Raw genomic sequence first — 15578 nt, 5'->3', positions numbered from 1 at the left:
CCTGCCCTGTCCTCTGGCGCCGCTTTGATGGCGACAACACCCGCGCGCCCCTACAATGCGCGGCTTCCGCAACGCCCTGGACACCGCCACATGAACGCCCCCACCTGGCTGTACGAAAACTTCGAGCCCACCGGCTCGGCCATCGGCTTTCGCGTCACCCGCAAGCTGGACGAGGTGCAGTCCCCGTTCCAGAAAATCGAGGTGTACGAGTCGACCGACTGGGGCAACGTCATGCTGATCGACGGCGCGATGATGGTCACCACCCGCGACAACTTCCTCTATCACGAGATGATGTCGCACCCGGCGCTGTTCACCCATCCGGATCCGAAGCAGGTGGCGATCATCGGCGGCGGCGACTGCGGCACCCTGCGCGAGGTGCTGCGCCACCCGGGGGTGGCAAAGGCGGTGCAGTGCGATATCGACGAGCAGGTCACGCGCATGGCGGAGAAATACTTCCCCGAGCTGTGCGAATCCAACGGCGATCCGCGGGCGGAAATCCTGTTCGACGACGGCATCGCGTGGATGGAAAAGTGCGCTCCGGGCAGCCTCGACGTCATCATCGTGGATGCCACCGACCCGGTGGGCCCGGCTGTCGGTCTATTCAACCAGGCGTTCTTCGAGAGCTGCTTCCGTGCGCTGGGCGAGGACGGGATCCTGGTGCAGCAGTCCGAGTCACCGCTGGTTCTGCTGGACCTGATCCGGGATATCCGTACCGAAATGGGCAAGGCTGGTTTCGACAGCTTCCAGACCCTGCCCTTCCCCCAGCCCTGCTACCCCAGCGGCTGGTGGAGCTGCACCCTGGCCCGCAAGGCCGGGCACGGGTTTGATTTCCGCCAGGCGGATGCCGCAGCCAGGGCGTTCAAGACCAGCTACTACAGCGCCGATATGCACAGGGCGGCGCAGGTGCTGCCGCCTTTCATGCAGGAAGCCCTGACACGCTGACCGCGATTACCAGCCTTCAACCAGGCGATTCGCGTCCCCGCAGGCAGTCTGGCAACGCGCGTTGCGGGACATGTCGGCACCGCGCTGTACGGCGTCCTGTTCTGCACGCCGCTGGGCCACCGTCTTGCACACCCGCTGGGCGCGGTTGCTGCCGGTCGGGCGCACCCGCTCGCAGACCATCCGCTCGTCTTCAGCCTTGTTGACGATGGCGGAAATCGACTCCAGCGAGTTGAACAGCGCCATCTGATCGCGCTCGCCCAGCTCGGTGGAACGCTCACGCCCTTCCAGAAGCGAAAACACCGCGTCCTGCTTGTCCAGCAGCTCGCGATGGGTGCGCTCATCAAGGTCCTTGTAGCGCCCTTCACGGGCCACCGCTTCCTGCCTGATTTCCTGCTGCTGCTGCACGATGGCCTGCGCATCGGTATTGACAATGACGTCCCCGGCGAAAGCACCCGCGGAGAGCACTGCGCCTGCAAATCCGAGCGCCAACATGAACGACTTCATTTCAGATGCCCCACCTTCCTATTTGAGATGCCAGCCTAACCCTGCATGGTTGGGCCGTTCAAGCGGCTTGGAGCCCCGACCGGCCTGGGCCTACAGCGCGTCGGCGTCCAGTTCCCCGGTGCGGATCCGCACCACGCGCTCCAGCGGCTGCACGAAGATCTTGCCGTCGCCGATCTTGCCGGTATTGGCAGAAGCCAGGATCGCCTCCACCACCGGATCCAGCTGGTCCTGGGTGACCGCCACCTCCAGCTTGAGCTTGGGCAGGAAATCGACCACGTATTCAGCGCCGCGGTAGAGCTCCGTGTGGCCTTTCTGGCGGCCGAACCCCTTCACCTCGGTCACAGTGATGCCGGTCACGCCGGCCTCGGCCAGCGCTTCACGCACATCGTCAAGTTTGAACGGCTTGATGATGGCCACAACCATCTTCATCACGCGGACTCCATCTGGACTGGGCGCAGCATAACCGGGCCAGGCATGTGCAACACGCCGGGTACAATGCGCCGCCGTACGGCCGGTCAGGATTTTCCTACCCCCTGACACGGTCGCCGCCGACAGCATTCCTCCGCGCCCTGCGACATGCTGCCCTCAACACTCCCCGGAGGATGGACAACCCCATGATTGATCTCGGCCATATTGACGACCTCGCCCGCCGCCTCAGCGGCCTGGTCCCGCCTTCCGTGCGCGAAAGCCGTGAAGAGCTGCAGGAGAACTTCAAAGCGGTCCTCCAGGGCGGCCTGAGCAAGCTCGACCTGGTCAGCCGGGAGGAATTCGAGGTCCAGCGCGCGGTCCTGCTGCGGACCCGGGAAAAACTCGAGGCGCTGGAACAGGCCGTGCAGTGGCTGGAAGCCGAGCTGGAGGGCAAGCCCTCCGCATCTGCGGCCCCCGTCTCCCCGGCGCCGCCCTCGCACTGAGATCCCTTCATGACACTCGCACTCGTGCATGGACGCGCGCGTGCGGGGGTATCTGCCCCCGCGGTGGCGGTCGAGGTCCACCTGGCAGGGGGCCTGCCCGGCATGTCCATCGTCGGCCTGCCGGAAGCCGCGGTCCGCGAAGCCAAAGACCGTGTCCGCGCCGCCATCCAGTGCGCGCAGCTTGAATTCCCGCAGCGCCGGATCACCGTCAACCTCGCCCCGGCCGACCTGCCCAAGCATGGCGGGCGATTTGATCTTCCCATTGCACTGGGCATCCTGGCCGCCAGCGGGCAGATCCCTGCCGAAGCACTGCGCGACGCTGAATTCATTGGCGAGCTCGGCCTGACCGGTGAGCTGCGTGCGGTGGAAGCGGTGCTGCCTGCCGCGCTGGCCTGCGCGGCCGCAGGCCGGCGGCTGATCGTTCCCACGGCCAATGCCGACGAGGCCGCGCTGGCGGCAAATGCACGGGTCTTCGGCGCCCGCACCCTGCTGGAAGTCTGCGCCCTGCTCAGCGGCAAGCAACCCCTGCCAGCGGTCAGTCCGGTGCCGCTGCGTCCACGCGCGGGGCCCGACATGCGTGATGTCCGCGGCCAGCTGCAGGCCCGACGCGCGCTGGAGATCGCAGCGGCTGGAGAGCATCACCTGCTGTTTTCCGGGCCTCCCGGCTGTGGCAAGACCCTGCTGGCCTCGCGCCTGCCGGGCCTGCTGCCGCCGATGGACGAATCACAGGCGCTGGAGGCGGCCGCGGTGGCCTCGGCAGCGGGCCGCCAGCTTGATGTCGGCCGCTGGCGCGAGCGCCCGTTCCGCGCCCCGCACCACACTGCCAGCGCGATCGCGCTGGTGGGCGGTGGCGGCGAGCCGCGTCCGGGGGAAATCTCGCTGGCCCATCACGGCGTCCTGTTCCTGGACGAACTGCCCGAATGGCAGCGGCGCGCACTGGAAGTGCTGCGCGAGCCGCTCGAATCCGGCACGGTCACCGTGTCCCGCGCTGCCCGGCAATGCACTTTTCCGGCTCGCTTCCAGCTGGTGGCCGCCATGAATCCCTGCCCTTGCGGCTGGGCAGGAGACGTTTCCGGGCGGTGCCGCTGTGGAGAGGACGCCATTCACCGCTACCGGGCGCGGGTATCGGGCCCGCTGCTGGACCGGATCGACCTGCACGTGGACGTGCGCCGGCTGCCGGCGCAGCTGCTGCGTCCCGACGCGCCGGACGGAGAGGCCAGCGCGCCGATCCGCGCCCGGGTGGAGGCCGCGCGCGAACGCCAGCTGGCTCGCGCAGGTCTGCCCAACGCGCGCCTGGACCACGCCCGCACGCTGGAGACCTGCCGCCTGGCGTCGTCCGACCAGCTGCTGCTTGAGCGCGCCATCGAATCACTCCAGCTTTCCGCACGGGCCATGCACCGGATCCTGCGCGTGGCTCGCACCATTGCCGATCTGGCCGGCCGCGACTCCATTGCCACCGTGCATCTGTCCGAAGCGCTGGGCTATCGCGGCTTCAACAGCCGACAGGCCCCGCTGGCCGCCTGAGCCCTGTCGATGGTCATCCGCGGCGTTTAACACCCGCGCAACACGCCAAACTCCGGTTCCGGCTAGATTTCGCTGGTGCTGTACCACTCAACGGGGAATACCATGCAACACCGCTCACTGCTGCTTGCCAGCTGCATCGCCCTGTCCCTCGCCGCCTGTGGCCCGCGTGGGGACAACGGCGACGCGAACACCACCGCTCGCACCGGGCCGTCCTCCATCGACGAGGTGGAACTGATCCCGCGCGAAGCCCTGTTTGGCAACCCGGAGCGCGCCAGCGTGCGGATCAGCCCGGACGGCCAGTACCTGAGCTGGATCGCCCCGGTAGGCGGCGTGCTCAACCTCTGGGTCGCCCCGGCCGATGACCTCAACAACGCGCGCCCGGTCACCCGCGACGAAGGCCGCGGCATCCGCGCCTATTTCTGGGGCTACCGCCCCGGCACCCTGCTGTATCTGCGTGACAGCGGTGGCGACGAGGATTTTCACCTCTACGCGCTGGACCTGGAAAGCAGCGAAAGCCGCGACCTGACGCCATTCGAAAAAACCACGGCCACCGTGGTCAGCGTCAGCCGAAACCACCCGGACAGCATCCTGGTGGGCATGAACGATCGCGATCCGCAGTGGCACGACCTGTACCGGGTAGACCTGGCCAGCGGTGAACGCACCCTGGTGGAAGAAAACACCGGCATGCTCGCCGGCTACATGACCGACGCCGATTACACCCTGCGCTACGCCATGCGCGCGCGTCCGGACGGCGGCATGGACATCCTGCGCCGCGAGGGCGACCGCTGGCAGGAGCACGACGCGATCCCGTTCGAGGACGCGATGAACACCTCTCCCGGCGGGCTGACCCTCGATGGACAGACTCTTTACATGCTTGATTCGCGCGACCGCAACACATCGGCCCTGTACGCGATCAACACCACCAGTGGCGAGCGCAGCCTGATTCACGAAGACGGACGCGCCGACGTCAGCGGCACCCTGTCCGACCCGGCGACCGGGGAAATCCAGGCCGTGTCGGTCAACTACCTGCGCGACGAGTGGACGGTGCTGGATGACAGCATCGCCGCGGATCTGGAGAAGCTGGAACAGATCGGCCCGGGTGAAGTCGGCGTGGGTTCGCGCACCCTGGATGACCGCACCTGGATCGTGACCTACTCGGCCGCCGAAGCGCCGGCCAAGTACTACCGCTACGACCGTGACAGCGGCGAACTGAGCGAGCTGTTTTCCGCCCGCCCGGCGCTGGACGGCATGCCGCTGGTGCCGATGTGGCCGGTGGAACTGGAGGCGCGTGATGGCCTGAACCTGGTCAGCTACCTCACCCTGCCTGCCCACGCTGACCCGGATGGAGACGGCAAACCCGACACCGCGGTGCCGATGGTGCTGCTGGTGCACGGCGGCCCGTGGGCGCGCGACTACTACGGCTACAGCGGCTACGACCAGTGGCTGGCCAACCGCGGCTACGCGGTGCTGAGCGTCAACTTCCGCGGCTCCACCGGCTTCGGCAAGGACTTCACCAACGCCGGCGACGGCGAGTGGGGCAAGAAGATGCACGACGACCTGATCGACGCCGTGCAGTGGGCGGTCACCGAGGGCGTCACCACCGAGGACAAGGTGGCGATCATGGGCGGCAGCTACGGCGGCTACGCCACCCTGGCCGGCCTGACCTTCACCCCGGACACCTTCGCCTGCGGGGTGGACATCGTCGGCCCGTCCAACCTCAACACCTTGCTGGAGACGGTGCCACCGTACTGGGCCAGCTTCTTCGAGCAGCTTGCCCGCCGCATGGGTGACCCGCGCACCGAGGAAGGGCGTACCTGGCTGACCGAGCGCTCGCCGCTGACCCACGTGGACAACATCAGCAAGCCGCTGCTGATCGGCCAGGGTGCCAACGACCCGCGGGTCAAGCAGGCCGAGAGCGACCAGATCGTCGACGCGATGACCGGGAAGGACATCCCGGTGACTTACGTGCTGTTCCCCGACGAGGGCCACGGTTTTGCCCGCCCGGAGAACAACATGGCGTTCAATGCGGTGGCCGAGGGCTTCCTGGGCCAGTGCCTGGGCGGTCGCGCGGAACCGATCGGCGACCTCACCGGCTCCAGCATCCAGGTGCCGGCCGGCGCGGACATCGTGCCGGGGCTGGCCGAAGCGCTGGAATCGCATACGCCTGAAAGCCGTAACTGACGGGCGGCACGGTCTGTGTGGCGTTCGCGGCTGAAGAGTCGGTCGCGAACGCCGCGGCTTCCATCGCACGACCAGAGGTCACGCGGCTTCGCGCGCATGGCGCGCTCCTACAAGGCGAGCCTTCTCGTGTAGGAGCGCGCCATGCGCGCGAAGCCGCGTGAAACAAATCCACCTGCTGCCCCAACCCACCCGAACCACCCCCACCCGCCCACCGCACCCGCATCCCCCGCAACGGCGGCATCATGTCGCCCATGACGCCTTCCAGCTCCACTCCGTTGACCCGCCTCTCCGTCGCCCGCCAGGCGTGGCCGATCATCCTCGCCAATGCCGCCGTGCCGATGCTGGGGCTTGTCGATACCGCCGTCATCGGCCACTTCGGCAGCGCCACCGACCTCGGCGGATTGGCGCTGGGCGCGCTGCTGTTCAACTTCGTCTACTGGAGCTTCGGCTTCCTGCGCATGGGCACGACCGGGTTCGTGGCCCAGGCGGCGGGGGCGGGAGACGAGGCCGAGGTGCGCGCTGCGGCGAGCCGCGCGGTGCTGATGGCGGTGGGGCTGGGCGTGATCCTGATCGCGGTGCAGTGGCCCGTGGTCACCCTGTACCTGGGCCTGATGGATGGCAGCGAGGCAGTGGAAGCAGCCACCGCGGACTATTTCCAGACCCGCATCTGGGGCGCGCCCGCCGCGCTCACCCTGTTTGCCTGCAGCGGCCTGCTGATCGGCCTGGGCCGCAGCCGCGAATTGCTGATTGTTCAACTGCTTCTCAACGGACTCAACGCAGGCCTGGATATCTGGTTTGCCGGCTATCTCGGCATGGGCGTGCGCGGCATCGGGCTGGGCACCGCGATTGCCGAATGGAGCACCTGCGGCGTGGCACTTGCGATCGTCTGGCGCGTGCTGCGTACCCGCCACGATGGCGGTCCTTTCCTGTCCTGGCAGCGCATCGCCGACGGCAAGCGCATCCGCCAGTCGCTCGCCGCCAACACGGACATCCTCATTCGCACCGTGTGCCTGCTGCTGGCCTTCGCGTGGTTCGCCAACGCCGGCGCGCGCTTTGGCGACGTGACCCTCGCCGCCAACCACATCCTGCTGCAGCTGGTGTCCTTCAGCGCGTTTTTCCTCGACGGCTTCGCCTTTGTCGCCGAAGCCCGGGTGGGGGCGGCCTGGGGGGCGCGCAGCCGCGAGCGCTTCCGCCGCGCGGTGCGCCTGACCGGCGAGCTCGCCATTGGGGCCGCACTGGTGCTCTCGCTCGCCATCCTGCTGTTCGGCCAGCCCGCCGTCAGCGCCCTGACCAGCCTGCCACTGGTGCGCGAGGCCGCCTTCGCCTATCTGCCCTGGGCCGCGGTGTACGTGCTGGTCTCGGTGGCCGCGTTCCAGCTCGACGGCGTGTTTATCGGTGCCACCCGGACGAAGGAGATGCGCAACGCAGGGGTGATTTCGCTGGCGGCGTTCCTGCTGGTCGCCTGGCCGCTGACCGCCGCCTGGGGCAACCACGGGCTGTGGGTGGCGTTCATTGTTTACGTGATCGCCCGCGCCGCGGCGCTGTGGCCGTATTACCGGCGGATGGAGGCGGGGTTGGCGTCGGGGGCGTAGCCCCGACCTACAGGGGTACGTCCCGTCCCCGGGAACCGTAGGTCGGGGCTACGCCCCCGACGTCCCCTGCGCCCCGCGAACGGAAAGGTTCCGCGCCGGCGGACGCCCCGCTCGGGGTCGCCGGCACGACAGCAATCAGGCCGCGGCTCTGCGGCGCTCCTGGAACTGCGCTTCCTCGGTTGATCCGTCCATCGCGGTGACGCTGGAGGCGCCGCCCTGGATGACGGTGGTGACGTCGTCGAAGTACCCGGCGCCCACTTCCTGCTGGTGCGAGACGAAGGTGTAGCCCTGCTCGCGGGCGGCGAATTCCGGCTCCTGCACCTGCTCCACGTAGTGGCGCATGCCTTCGCCGCGGGCGTAGTCGTGGGCGAACTTGAAGCTGTTGAACCAGTTGATGTGGATCCCGGCCAGGGTGATGAACTGGAAGCGGTAGCCCAGCGCCGCCAGGTCGTCCTGGAAGCTGGCGATCTGACGGTCGTCCAGGTTCGCCTTCCAGTTGAAGCTGGGCGAGCAGTTGTAGGCCAGCAGCTTGCCGGGACTCCTGGCATGCACGGCCTGGGCGAACTCGCGGGCGAAGCCGATGTCCGGGGTGCCGGTCTCGCACCACACCAGGTCGGCGTAGGGCGCGTAGGCGACGCCACGGCTGATCGACTGTTCCAGCCCGTTGCGGACCTTGAAGAAACCCTCGGCGGTGCGCTCGCCGGTAATGAACGGCGCGTCGTTGGCGTCATGGTCGGAGGTGACCAGGGTCGCGGCCTCGGCGTCGGTGCGGGCGAGCACGATGGTCGGCACGCCGGCGACGTCGGCGGCCAGGCGCGCGGCCACCAGCTTCTGCACCGCCTCGCCGGTGGGCACCAGCACCTTGCCGCCCATGTGGCCGCACTTCTTCACCGCGGCCAGCTGGTCCTCGAAGTGCACGCCGGCCGCGCCGGCGGCGATCATGTTCTTCATCAACTCGAAGCCGTTGAGCACGCCGCCGAAACCGGCCTCGGCGTCGGCCACGATCGGCAGGAAGAAATCGATCGCGTCCCTGTCTTCCAGCTTGCCGTCGCAGATCGCCTTCCACTGGATCTCATCGGCGCGCCGGAAGGTGTTGTTGATGCGGCGGACCATGGCCGGCACCGAGTCGTAGGCGTACAGCGACTGGTCCGGGTACATGGTCTCGGACGTGTTGCCGTCGGCCGCGACCTGCCAGCCCGACAGGTACACCGCCTCCAGCCCGGCCTTGGCCTGCTGCATGGCCTGGCCACCGCTGATGGCGCCAAAGGCATTGACGTAGCCCTTCTTCGCGTCGCCGTTGACCAGCTGCCACAGCTTTTCCGCGCCGCGCTTTGCCAAGGTGTGTTCGGGCTGCACGCTGCCGCGCAGGCGCACGACGTCGGCGGCCGAGTACGGGCGTTCGGTGCCGTCCCAGCGGGGATTGCTGGTCCAGTCATCGTTGAGGGATTCGATCTGCTGCTGGCGGGTGGTCATGTCGGGCTCCGGATTTCTTTTTGAGGGGCAGCGCTTACAGGCGCTCGTAGGCGGGAACGGTGAGGAAGTCTTCGAGCGTGTCGCGACGGGTCAGCTCCTCGAGCAGCTCCAGCGCTTCGCGCATGCGGCCGGCGCCGGGAAGGGTCGGGTCGGACAGGCGCGAGGCCACGTTGAGCAGGGCCGCGTCGAACAGCACGGCGTCGATGGCGGTGCCGTCATCCAGGTACAGCGGCTCGCGCGCGGCATCGCCATCGCGCCCTCGGGACGCCTGGCCGAACGACCCGGAATGGTGCAGCCACTGCCACAGCTGGGCGCGGGCGATCTCGGCGGTGGCGGCGTCTTCCATCAGCCAGTGGATCGGCACGCAGCCGCTGCCGTCCAGCCACGCGGCCAGGTAACGCACACAGACCTCCACATTGCCTTCGAAGCCGGCGCGGGTAATGGTGCCCAGCGGCGGCGTGACCAGCTCCGTCCTGCCCACCAGCACGTCATCGCGCAGCAGGTGCTGCTGGTGGGCGGTGGGCATGCGCTCGTCGAACACCTGCCGTGCCACCGGGATCAGCGCCGGATGCGCCACCCAGGTGCCGTCGTGGCCGGCGGTGACCTCGCGCAGCTTGTCGGCGCGCACCCGGGCCAGCGCGCTTGCGTTGGCTTCGGGATCTCCACTAACTGGGATCTGCGCGGCCATCCCACCCATGGCATGGGCGCCGCGGCGGTGGCAGGTCTGGATCAACAGCTCCGAATAGGCCTTCAGGAACGGCTGGGTCATGGTCACCTGGCCGCGCTCGGGCAGCACCCGTGACGGATGCCGGCGGAAGGTCTTGATGTAGGAAAAGATGTAGTCCCAGCGCCCGCAGTTGAGCCCGGAAATGCGGCCGCGCAGCGCGTGCAGGATCTCGTCCATTTCGAACGCCGCCGGCAAGGTCTCGATCAGCACAGTGACCTTGATCTGCCCGGTGCGCAGGCCAAGCGTCTGCTCCATGTGGGCCAGCGCGTCGTCCCACAGCTGCGCCTCTTCCATCGACTCCAGCTTGGGCAGGTAGAAATAGGGTCCGCGGTCCTTCGCGGCGAGCACGTCCGAGTTGTGGAAAGCGAACAGGCCGGCGTCGAACAGCGAGGCGGACATGCGCGCACCGTCGACCAGCACGTGCTTCTCCTCCAGGTGCCAGCCGCGCGGGCGCACCAACAGCACCGCCTGCTCATCAAACGGACGCAGCCGGTACCGCTTGCCGCCGCCGTCGAAGGCGAGGGTGCCGCGCACCGCCTCTCGCAGCGCGCGCTGGCCGGTGACGAGGTTGTCCCAGGTCGGCGCGGTGGAATCCTCGAAGTCGGCCATGTAGCAGTCCGCGCCGGAGTTGAGCGCGTTGATCACCATCTTCGGATCCACCGGACCGGTGATTTCCACCCGCCGGTCGCGCAGCGCCTCGGACAGCGATGCGACCCGCCAGTCACGCTCGCGGATGGCGCGGGTGTCGGGACGGAAGTCCGGCACTTCACCCGCATCGAACCGGGCCTGACGGGCCCGGCGCGCGGCAAGCAGGTCACGGCGACGGGCGTCGAAGTGCTGATGCAGATCGACCAGCAGAGCGCGTGCTCCCGGCGGAAGCAGATCAGCGGCCGGGTCGATGGAATGCGAATCACCGGAAAGGGACAGGTCAGGTGTCCGCTTCGGGGAGGAGAGCGTCTGGGGAAGTTCCTTGAGCACGGCGGACATGGGGGCATTCCTGGATTGATGCGGTGCGAAACACCGTCCCCCGCCGCCAACTATTTGACAAAGCATTTTCTACAATGACTATCATCAGCAAAACTTATACGGACGCACACCGTGAGCGAAAAGCCCGTCATACCGCCGCGATTCGCCTACAAGGGTGATCGCCTCAAGCCGCTGCGGGCGTTCTGCCAGACCGCCAGGCTGGGGTCGGTGTCACGCGCGGCGGAGGCATTGTTCGTCAGCCAGCCGGCGGTCACCCAGCAGCTGCAGGCGCTGGAACGCGATCTCGGCGTGCCGCTGCTGGAGCGGGCCGGGCGCAGGATGCTGCCTACGCGCGAGGGCGAAGTGCTGTACGAACTGGCTGCTCCGCTGGTGGCAAGCATTGATGCCCTGCCCGACGCCTTTCTCCAACGGATCCGGGGAATGGACGCGGGTGAACTCAATATCGCCGCCAACAGCACCACCACCCTGTACCTGCTGCCCAAGCTGATTGCCGCCTTTCGCGCCGCCCATCCGGACGTGCGCGTGGTGCTGCACAGCGCGATCACCGCCGACGGCGCCGACCTGGTGCGCGACAACGTGGTCGATCTCACCTTCGGGTCCATGGTCGACGTTCCGGCGGACATCGACTACGCCCCGGCCTACCGTTTCGAGCACATGCTGATCACCCCGCGCGATCATCCGCTGGCGCAGGGCGCCACGCCGCGCCTGGAGGACATCGCCGCCCACGACCTGATCCTGCCGCCGCGCCGCCAGGTGACCCTGCGCCTGGTGGACCAGGTCTTCCAGCGCAACCGCGTGCCCTACCACGTGGCCCTGGAGGTCGACGGCTGGGAGGTGATCAAGCAGTACGTGGCGATGGGCATGGGGATCAGCATCGTGTCTTCGGTGTGCCTCAACGAAGCCGATGCGCAGACGCTGTCGATCCGCCCGCTGGGCGATCTGTTCCCGGCTCGCAGCTACGGGGTGATCATGCGCAAGGGCAAGATCCTGCCCCCATCCGCACGGGCGTTCGTCGACCTGGTGCAGCCGGACCTGTTCACCCGTCGGGACGATTGGGACAGGGGCCACTCGGAGCGCTGAGGCGCGCCTATTCCTCCTCGCCGATCAGCCTTGCCACGGTGTACTCGGGCAGCGCGTACTGGAAGTGGAAGTGTCACCGAAGCCAGTCAGCCCGGTCCGCACGCCTCACGCGGCACGTCGCTGAGTCCGCCGTTGACGAATATTCCAAGCTCGGCCGGATCTTCGCGGGTGGGCGTCCACGTGCGCGACCAGGCGTCCGCGGTGGCACTGGCCTTGCTCACCGTGGCGGCGTCCTCCTGCATAAGCAGGCGCTCAAGCCCGAACTCCACCGCCAGCCTTATCCGGTGGGTCTGCGGCAGTCCGCGCACAGTCGGGTGCCGCTGCATGGCAAACAGCACGGCCAATGCCTGCCCGGCGTCGGGTCGAACCACCTGGGCGAGGAAGGTCCGGCGCCCCGGGCGGGCAGTCTCGGGCACGGTGTCATCCGGTGGCAGGTAGGCCATGGCCAAGGCATGCAGCATGGCCAGATCGCCCCCCATGGCTGCCTGACGGGCCATGGCTTCTGCTTCGTTGTGATAGGTGGCCAGCTCCGGCACCGCGCCCATCATGTCGTCGAACCGGAACGCGTTGCCGATGGCGTAATGCCGGACCGCCGCCGGATGACCGCCCAGCGCGGCGGTGCGCCAATAGCGTGCGCGCTCGCCGGGGTCCGGCTCCGGGATGCCGGCGCAGTGCATGGTCCCATCAACCGCGGTCGCAGCCATCGCTTCGATTTCCTCAAGCCGGCTGACAAAGGCGTGCCGATGTTCGCCCGGCGCTTCATCAACCAGCCGCTGCATTTCCCTGCGCGTGGCGCTGAACGCGCCCACCGTCAGGCGCAGCTCCCCGCAGCGCTCCAGCTCCGCCGCAACCCGACATGCCGCTGCCACGTCGCCCGCATCCGCCCGCCGCATCAGGTCATCGATCACCAGGCGCAACGGAGCGTCCAGCGGCGGCAGGGTGGCAGCCCCGGCTTCCTCGGGTTTGACGGCACCATTGTCCGCCGGGCGCGTGGCAGCAGGAGGGGCGGGGGCGGCCTGCGCCGCTTCGGTCACCACCACGGACTGCTGCGCCGGTCCGCCGGAGCGCCACAGGGGCACCCCGATCACCAGCACCGCAACCAGCACCATGATCGCCACTGCGAAAAACCGTCGGCTCATGTCATGACCTCCAGCCTCGATCATGCCCTGCCCCAATCATGATTCCGTACCGCGATTGCGCCCCTGCCAGGGGCGGTACCACGTGCGGATGCGGACCATATCGGCCTCGACATCGCCGCTGGTGTGGAACGGTTCGCCAAAGCCGATGATTTTGTCCGGATAGTGGAAATACGCCGGCACAATCGGCGTCCGGGTGGCATCGGCGATTTTCCAGAACCCGGTCTTCCACTGCTCCACCCGCTTGCGGGTGCCTTCCGGCGCCAGGGCGAACCACAGCTGGTCGGCGCGCACGATCATCTGCGCGGCCTGGCCGACCGTGCCCTGGGGCGCCGCACGGTCCACCGCAATCACACCGAGCTTGCCCAGCAGCACCGACAGCGGCCACCAGAACAGCTGGTGCTTGCCGAGCACAGTAATGCGGATGCCCAGCGCCAGCTTGGCCGCGAACCCCCACAGCCCGTCCCAGTTGGAAGAGTGCGGCGCGGCGATCAGCACCGCCTTGGGAAGATCCGGCACAGGCCCGACCACGCGCCAGCCACCCAGCCGCAGCACCGTGCGCCCGAACCAGCGGGTAAAACGGTTGTGCGGCACCCGGGGCACGCTGGGCGGCACCTCGGGCAGCAGCGGAGCTTGCTCCTCCTTGTCCACCGGTTACTCCCACTCCCTGGCCGAACGGCCGCGCTTGATCTGGCCACGCACGCGCTTGTCCTGCAAGCGGCGCTCTTTGGACCCGCGGGTCGGCCGGGTCGCCACCCGCGGCTTGGGCGGCTGCGCGCCGTGGGCGATGAAGTCCTGCAGGCGCACCCGGGCATCCTCGCGGTTGCGCTCCTGGGTGCGATAACGCTGGGCGTTGATCACCAGCACCCCTTCGGAAGTCACCCGCCGGTCGCGGCGGGTGAGCAGCCGCTCGCGGACCGGCTCGGGCAGCGAGGGCGAGGCGGCAATATCGAAGCGCAGCTCCACCGCCGTCGCCACCTTGTTGACGTTCTGGCCGCCGGGGCCGGACGCACGGATGAACCGTTCGGTGATCTCGTTTTCCGGGATTTGCGGTACCGCCATCGACACCCTCCTGACGCTGATTCTATCGCCGCCGCATGCACATGCCGTGTTGCACCTGCGCCCGACCCGCGGGAGGATGGCCGCTCTTTTCGGGGAGAGGTCCATGAAGATGTCCATGAAACTGTATTTGCGTACGTTCGCGCTTGCCGTGCTGCTGGTGCTGGTGCCGCCGGCGTTCGCCCAGCAGCCCACCCAGGAACAGGTTGGCCGACTGCTGGAAGTCATGCGCGCAAAGCAGACGCTGGAAGCGATCCTGCCGCAGGTGCAGGCCTCCCAGCAGCAGATGGTGGCCCAGGCCACTGCCGGCCAGCAGCTGGATGCCGCCGAGCGCGAGCGGATCGATCGCATCGTTGCCCGTGGCAACGCCACCATGGCCGAGGCGCTGTCGTGGGAGAAGCTGGAGCCGGTGTACCGCGATATCTACATGGCCACCTTCGACGGTGAGGACATGGACGCGATGATCACTTTCTACGAGAGCCAGGCCGGTCAGAACCTGCTCGACAAGATGCCCCAGCTGATGCAGAACACCATGCAGGCGGTGCAGCAGATGCTGATGCCTGTCCTGACCCAGCTGGAGCAGGACCTGGCCGAGGAATTCAACGCGGAATAAGCCCCTCGTCGCGGGCGGCCTGCAGGTCGCCCGCCTCCAACTTGAACAGGGCAAGGGCGCGGGCGAACTCCACGTCCAGCGCCGCGTCCAGCGGCGCCTCCACCCGCAGCCGGCGGCCGCCTTGCGGGTGATCGAACACCAGCGCGCTGGCGTGCAGCAGCATGCGGTGGATGCCCATCATCCGGAACTGGCGGTTGTGGCGACCGTCACCGTGGCTGGTGTCGCCAATCAAGTGGTGCGATGCATGTTTGAGGTGGCGCCGGATCTGCCTGAAGCGCCCAGTCTCCGGCATGGCCCGCAGCAGCGCATAGCGCGAGGTGGGAAAGCCTGTCGAAGGCACGTCCAGCTCGGTCGTGGCCAGCCGCTCGAAGCGGGTGATCGCGGGTTTCTTCAGCGGTTTGCCCGGCCCACCATCCAGCGCATGGTCAACGGTGAACTCCGTCTCCGGCCAGCCGCGGCACACCGCCAGATACTCCTTGCCCACGGTGCGCGACATCAGCTGCTCGCCCAGCGCCGCCGCGGTGGCGCGATCAAACGCCAGCAGCAGGCAGCCGCTGGTGGCCCGGTCCAGGCGATGGGCCGGATACACCGGCCGGCCCAGCTGCGCCCGCAGGCGGTTGACCAGGAAGTCCTTCTCGCCGCGCGCCAGGCGACTGTCATGCACGGTCAATCCGGCCGGCTTGTCGACCACCGCCAGATACTCGTCGGCGTGCAGCACCGTGATCCCGCACCCTGCTGCCTTGCCCATGCCCGCCGCTTCCAGATCCTTCAACTGAACACCACCTGCCCTGGCCCGTTCCGGAACGGAGCGGGAATCTTTGCTATTTTCGCCGCTCACCAAGGGAAGGG

At 68.0% G+C, this 15578-nt stretch carries 15 protein-coding genes; 7 read left to right on the top strand and 8 right to left on the bottom strand.

The window, feature by feature from the left end; all coding sequences use genetic code 11:
* Positions 1 to 90 precede the first annotated feature (90 nt).
* Entirely contained in the window at positions 91 to 942 is an 852-nt protein-coding gene (gene speE / locus WCE59_RS03565; protein WP_343257333.1) for a polyamine aminopropyltransferase, read from the top strand.
* Between the two features lie 6 nt (positions 943 to 948).
* Here the strand turns inward: speE and WCE59_RS03560 are convergent, their stop codons facing one another.
* Positions 949 to 1446 carry a hypothetical protein gene (locus WCE59_RS03560; RefSeq protein WP_343257332.1) on the bottom strand — a complete coding sequence of 166 codons (498 nt, stop codon included), beginning with the start codon at positions 1444 to 1446 and terminating at the stop codon, positions 949 to 951.
* A 90-nt stretch (positions 1447 to 1536) separates the two neighbouring features.
* A complete protein-coding gene (locus WCE59_RS03555; protein ID WP_343257331.1) occupies positions 1537 to 1875 on the bottom strand; it encodes a P-II family nitrogen regulator in 339 nt (112 codons plus the stop codon).
* A gap of 185 nt (positions 1876 to 2060) precedes the next feature.
* On the opposite strand from WCE59_RS03555, the gene ubiK reads away from it, so the two are divergent.
* The 4 genes from ubiK (at position 2061) to WCE59_RS03535 (ending at position 7654) form a co-directional block, all read left to right on the top strand.
* Positions 2061 to 2357: a ubiquinone biosynthesis accessory factor UbiK gene (ubiK, locus tag WCE59_RS03550; protein WP_343257330.1), complete on the top strand. Its 297-nt coding sequence runs from the start codon at positions 2061 to 2063 to the stop codon at positions 2355 to 2357.
* A 9-nt stretch (positions 2358 to 2366) separates the two neighbouring features.
* Positions 2367 to 3881, top strand: a complete 1515-nt coding sequence (locus WCE59_RS03545) for a YifB family Mg chelatase-like AAA ATPase (protein WP_343257329.1) — start codon at positions 2367 to 2369, stop codon at positions 3879 to 3881.
* 102 nt (positions 3882 to 3983) lie between these two features.
* Positions 3984 to 6062, top strand: coding sequence for a S9 family peptidase (locus tag WCE59_RS03540; protein ID WP_343257328.1), 2079 nt, complete (start codon positions 3984 to 3986; stop codon positions 6060 to 6062).
* 251 nt (positions 6063 to 6313) lie between these two features.
* Positions 6314 to 7654: an MATE family efflux transporter gene (locus WCE59_RS03535; RefSeq protein ID WP_343257327.1), complete on the top strand. Its 1341-nt coding sequence runs from the start codon at positions 6314 to 6316 to the stop codon at positions 7652 to 7654.
* A 135-nt stretch (positions 7655 to 7789) separates the two neighbouring features.
* On the opposite strand, the gene aceA is transcribed toward WCE59_RS03535, so the two are convergent.
* Together aceA and aceB are read right to left on the bottom strand one after the other, a co-directional pair.
* On the bottom strand, positions 7790 to 9127 hold the full coding sequence (gene aceA, locus WCE59_RS03530; RefSeq protein ID WP_343257326.1) for an isocitrate lyase: 1338 nt from the start codon (positions 9125 to 9127) through the stop codon (positions 7790 to 7792).
* A 34-nt stretch (positions 9128 to 9161) separates the two neighbouring features.
* Complete coding sequence (aceB, locus tag WCE59_RS03525; protein WP_343257325.1) at positions 9162 to 10841, bottom strand: malate synthase A; 1680 nt, start codon at positions 10839 to 10841, stop codon at positions 9162 to 9164.
* Positions 10842 to 10952: 111 nt separating this feature from the next.
* On the opposite strand from aceB, the gene WCE59_RS03520 reads away from it, so the two are divergent.
* Positions 10953 to 11921, top strand: a complete 969-nt coding sequence (locus WCE59_RS03520; RefSeq protein ID WP_343257324.1) for a LysR family transcriptional regulator — start codon at positions 10953 to 10955, stop codon at positions 11919 to 11921.
* An 86-nt stretch (positions 11922 to 12007) separates the two neighbouring features.
* Here WCE59_RS03520 and WCE59_RS03515 read toward each other — a convergent pair whose 3' ends face one another.
* From WCE59_RS03515 to arfB, 3 genes are read right to left on the bottom strand one after another with little or no spacing between them, the layout of a single operon-like run.
* A complete protein-coding gene (locus tag WCE59_RS03515) occupies positions 12008 to 13060 on the bottom strand; it encodes a hypothetical protein (RefSeq protein WP_343257323.1) in 1053 nt (350 codons plus the stop codon).
* 36 nt (positions 13061 to 13096) lie between these two features.
* Positions 13097 to 13708 (bottom strand): lysophospholipid acyltransferase family protein, encoded by a 612-nt coding sequence (locus WCE59_RS03510; RefSeq protein WP_343257322.1) that lies wholly within the window; start codon positions 13706 to 13708, stop codon positions 13097 to 13099.
* 3 nt (positions 13709 to 13711) lie between these two features.
* Complete coding sequence (arfB, locus tag WCE59_RS03505) at positions 13712 to 14119, bottom strand: alternative ribosome rescue aminoacyl-tRNA hydrolase ArfB (protein ID WP_343257321.1); 408 nt, start codon at positions 14117 to 14119, stop codon at positions 13712 to 13714.
* A gap of 115 nt (positions 14120 to 14234) precedes the next feature.
* Here arfB and WCE59_RS03500 point away from each other — a divergent pair, with 115 nt between their 5' ends.
* Positions 14235 to 14729, top strand: coding sequence for a DUF2059 domain-containing protein (locus WCE59_RS03500; protein WP_343257320.1), 495 nt, complete (start codon positions 14235 to 14237; stop codon positions 14727 to 14729).
* On the opposite strand, the gene WCE59_RS03495 is transcribed toward WCE59_RS03500, so the two are convergent.
* Positions 14716 to 15477, bottom strand: coding sequence for a pseudouridine synthase (locus WCE59_RS03495; RefSeq protein ID WP_343257388.1), 762 nt, complete (start codon positions 15475 to 15477; stop codon positions 14716 to 14718). The genes WCE59_RS03500 and WCE59_RS03495 overlap by 14 nt on opposite strands.
* Positions 15478 to 15578: the final 101 nt, after the last annotated feature.

Origin of the sequence: Luteimonas qiangzhengi, from assembly GCF_039548515.1 — a bacterium.
Taxonomy (GTDB): Bacteria; Pseudomonadota; Gammaproteobacteria; order Xanthomonadales; family Xanthomonadaceae; genus Luteimonas.
This window is presented reverse-complemented; position numbering and strand designations above follow the sequence as displayed.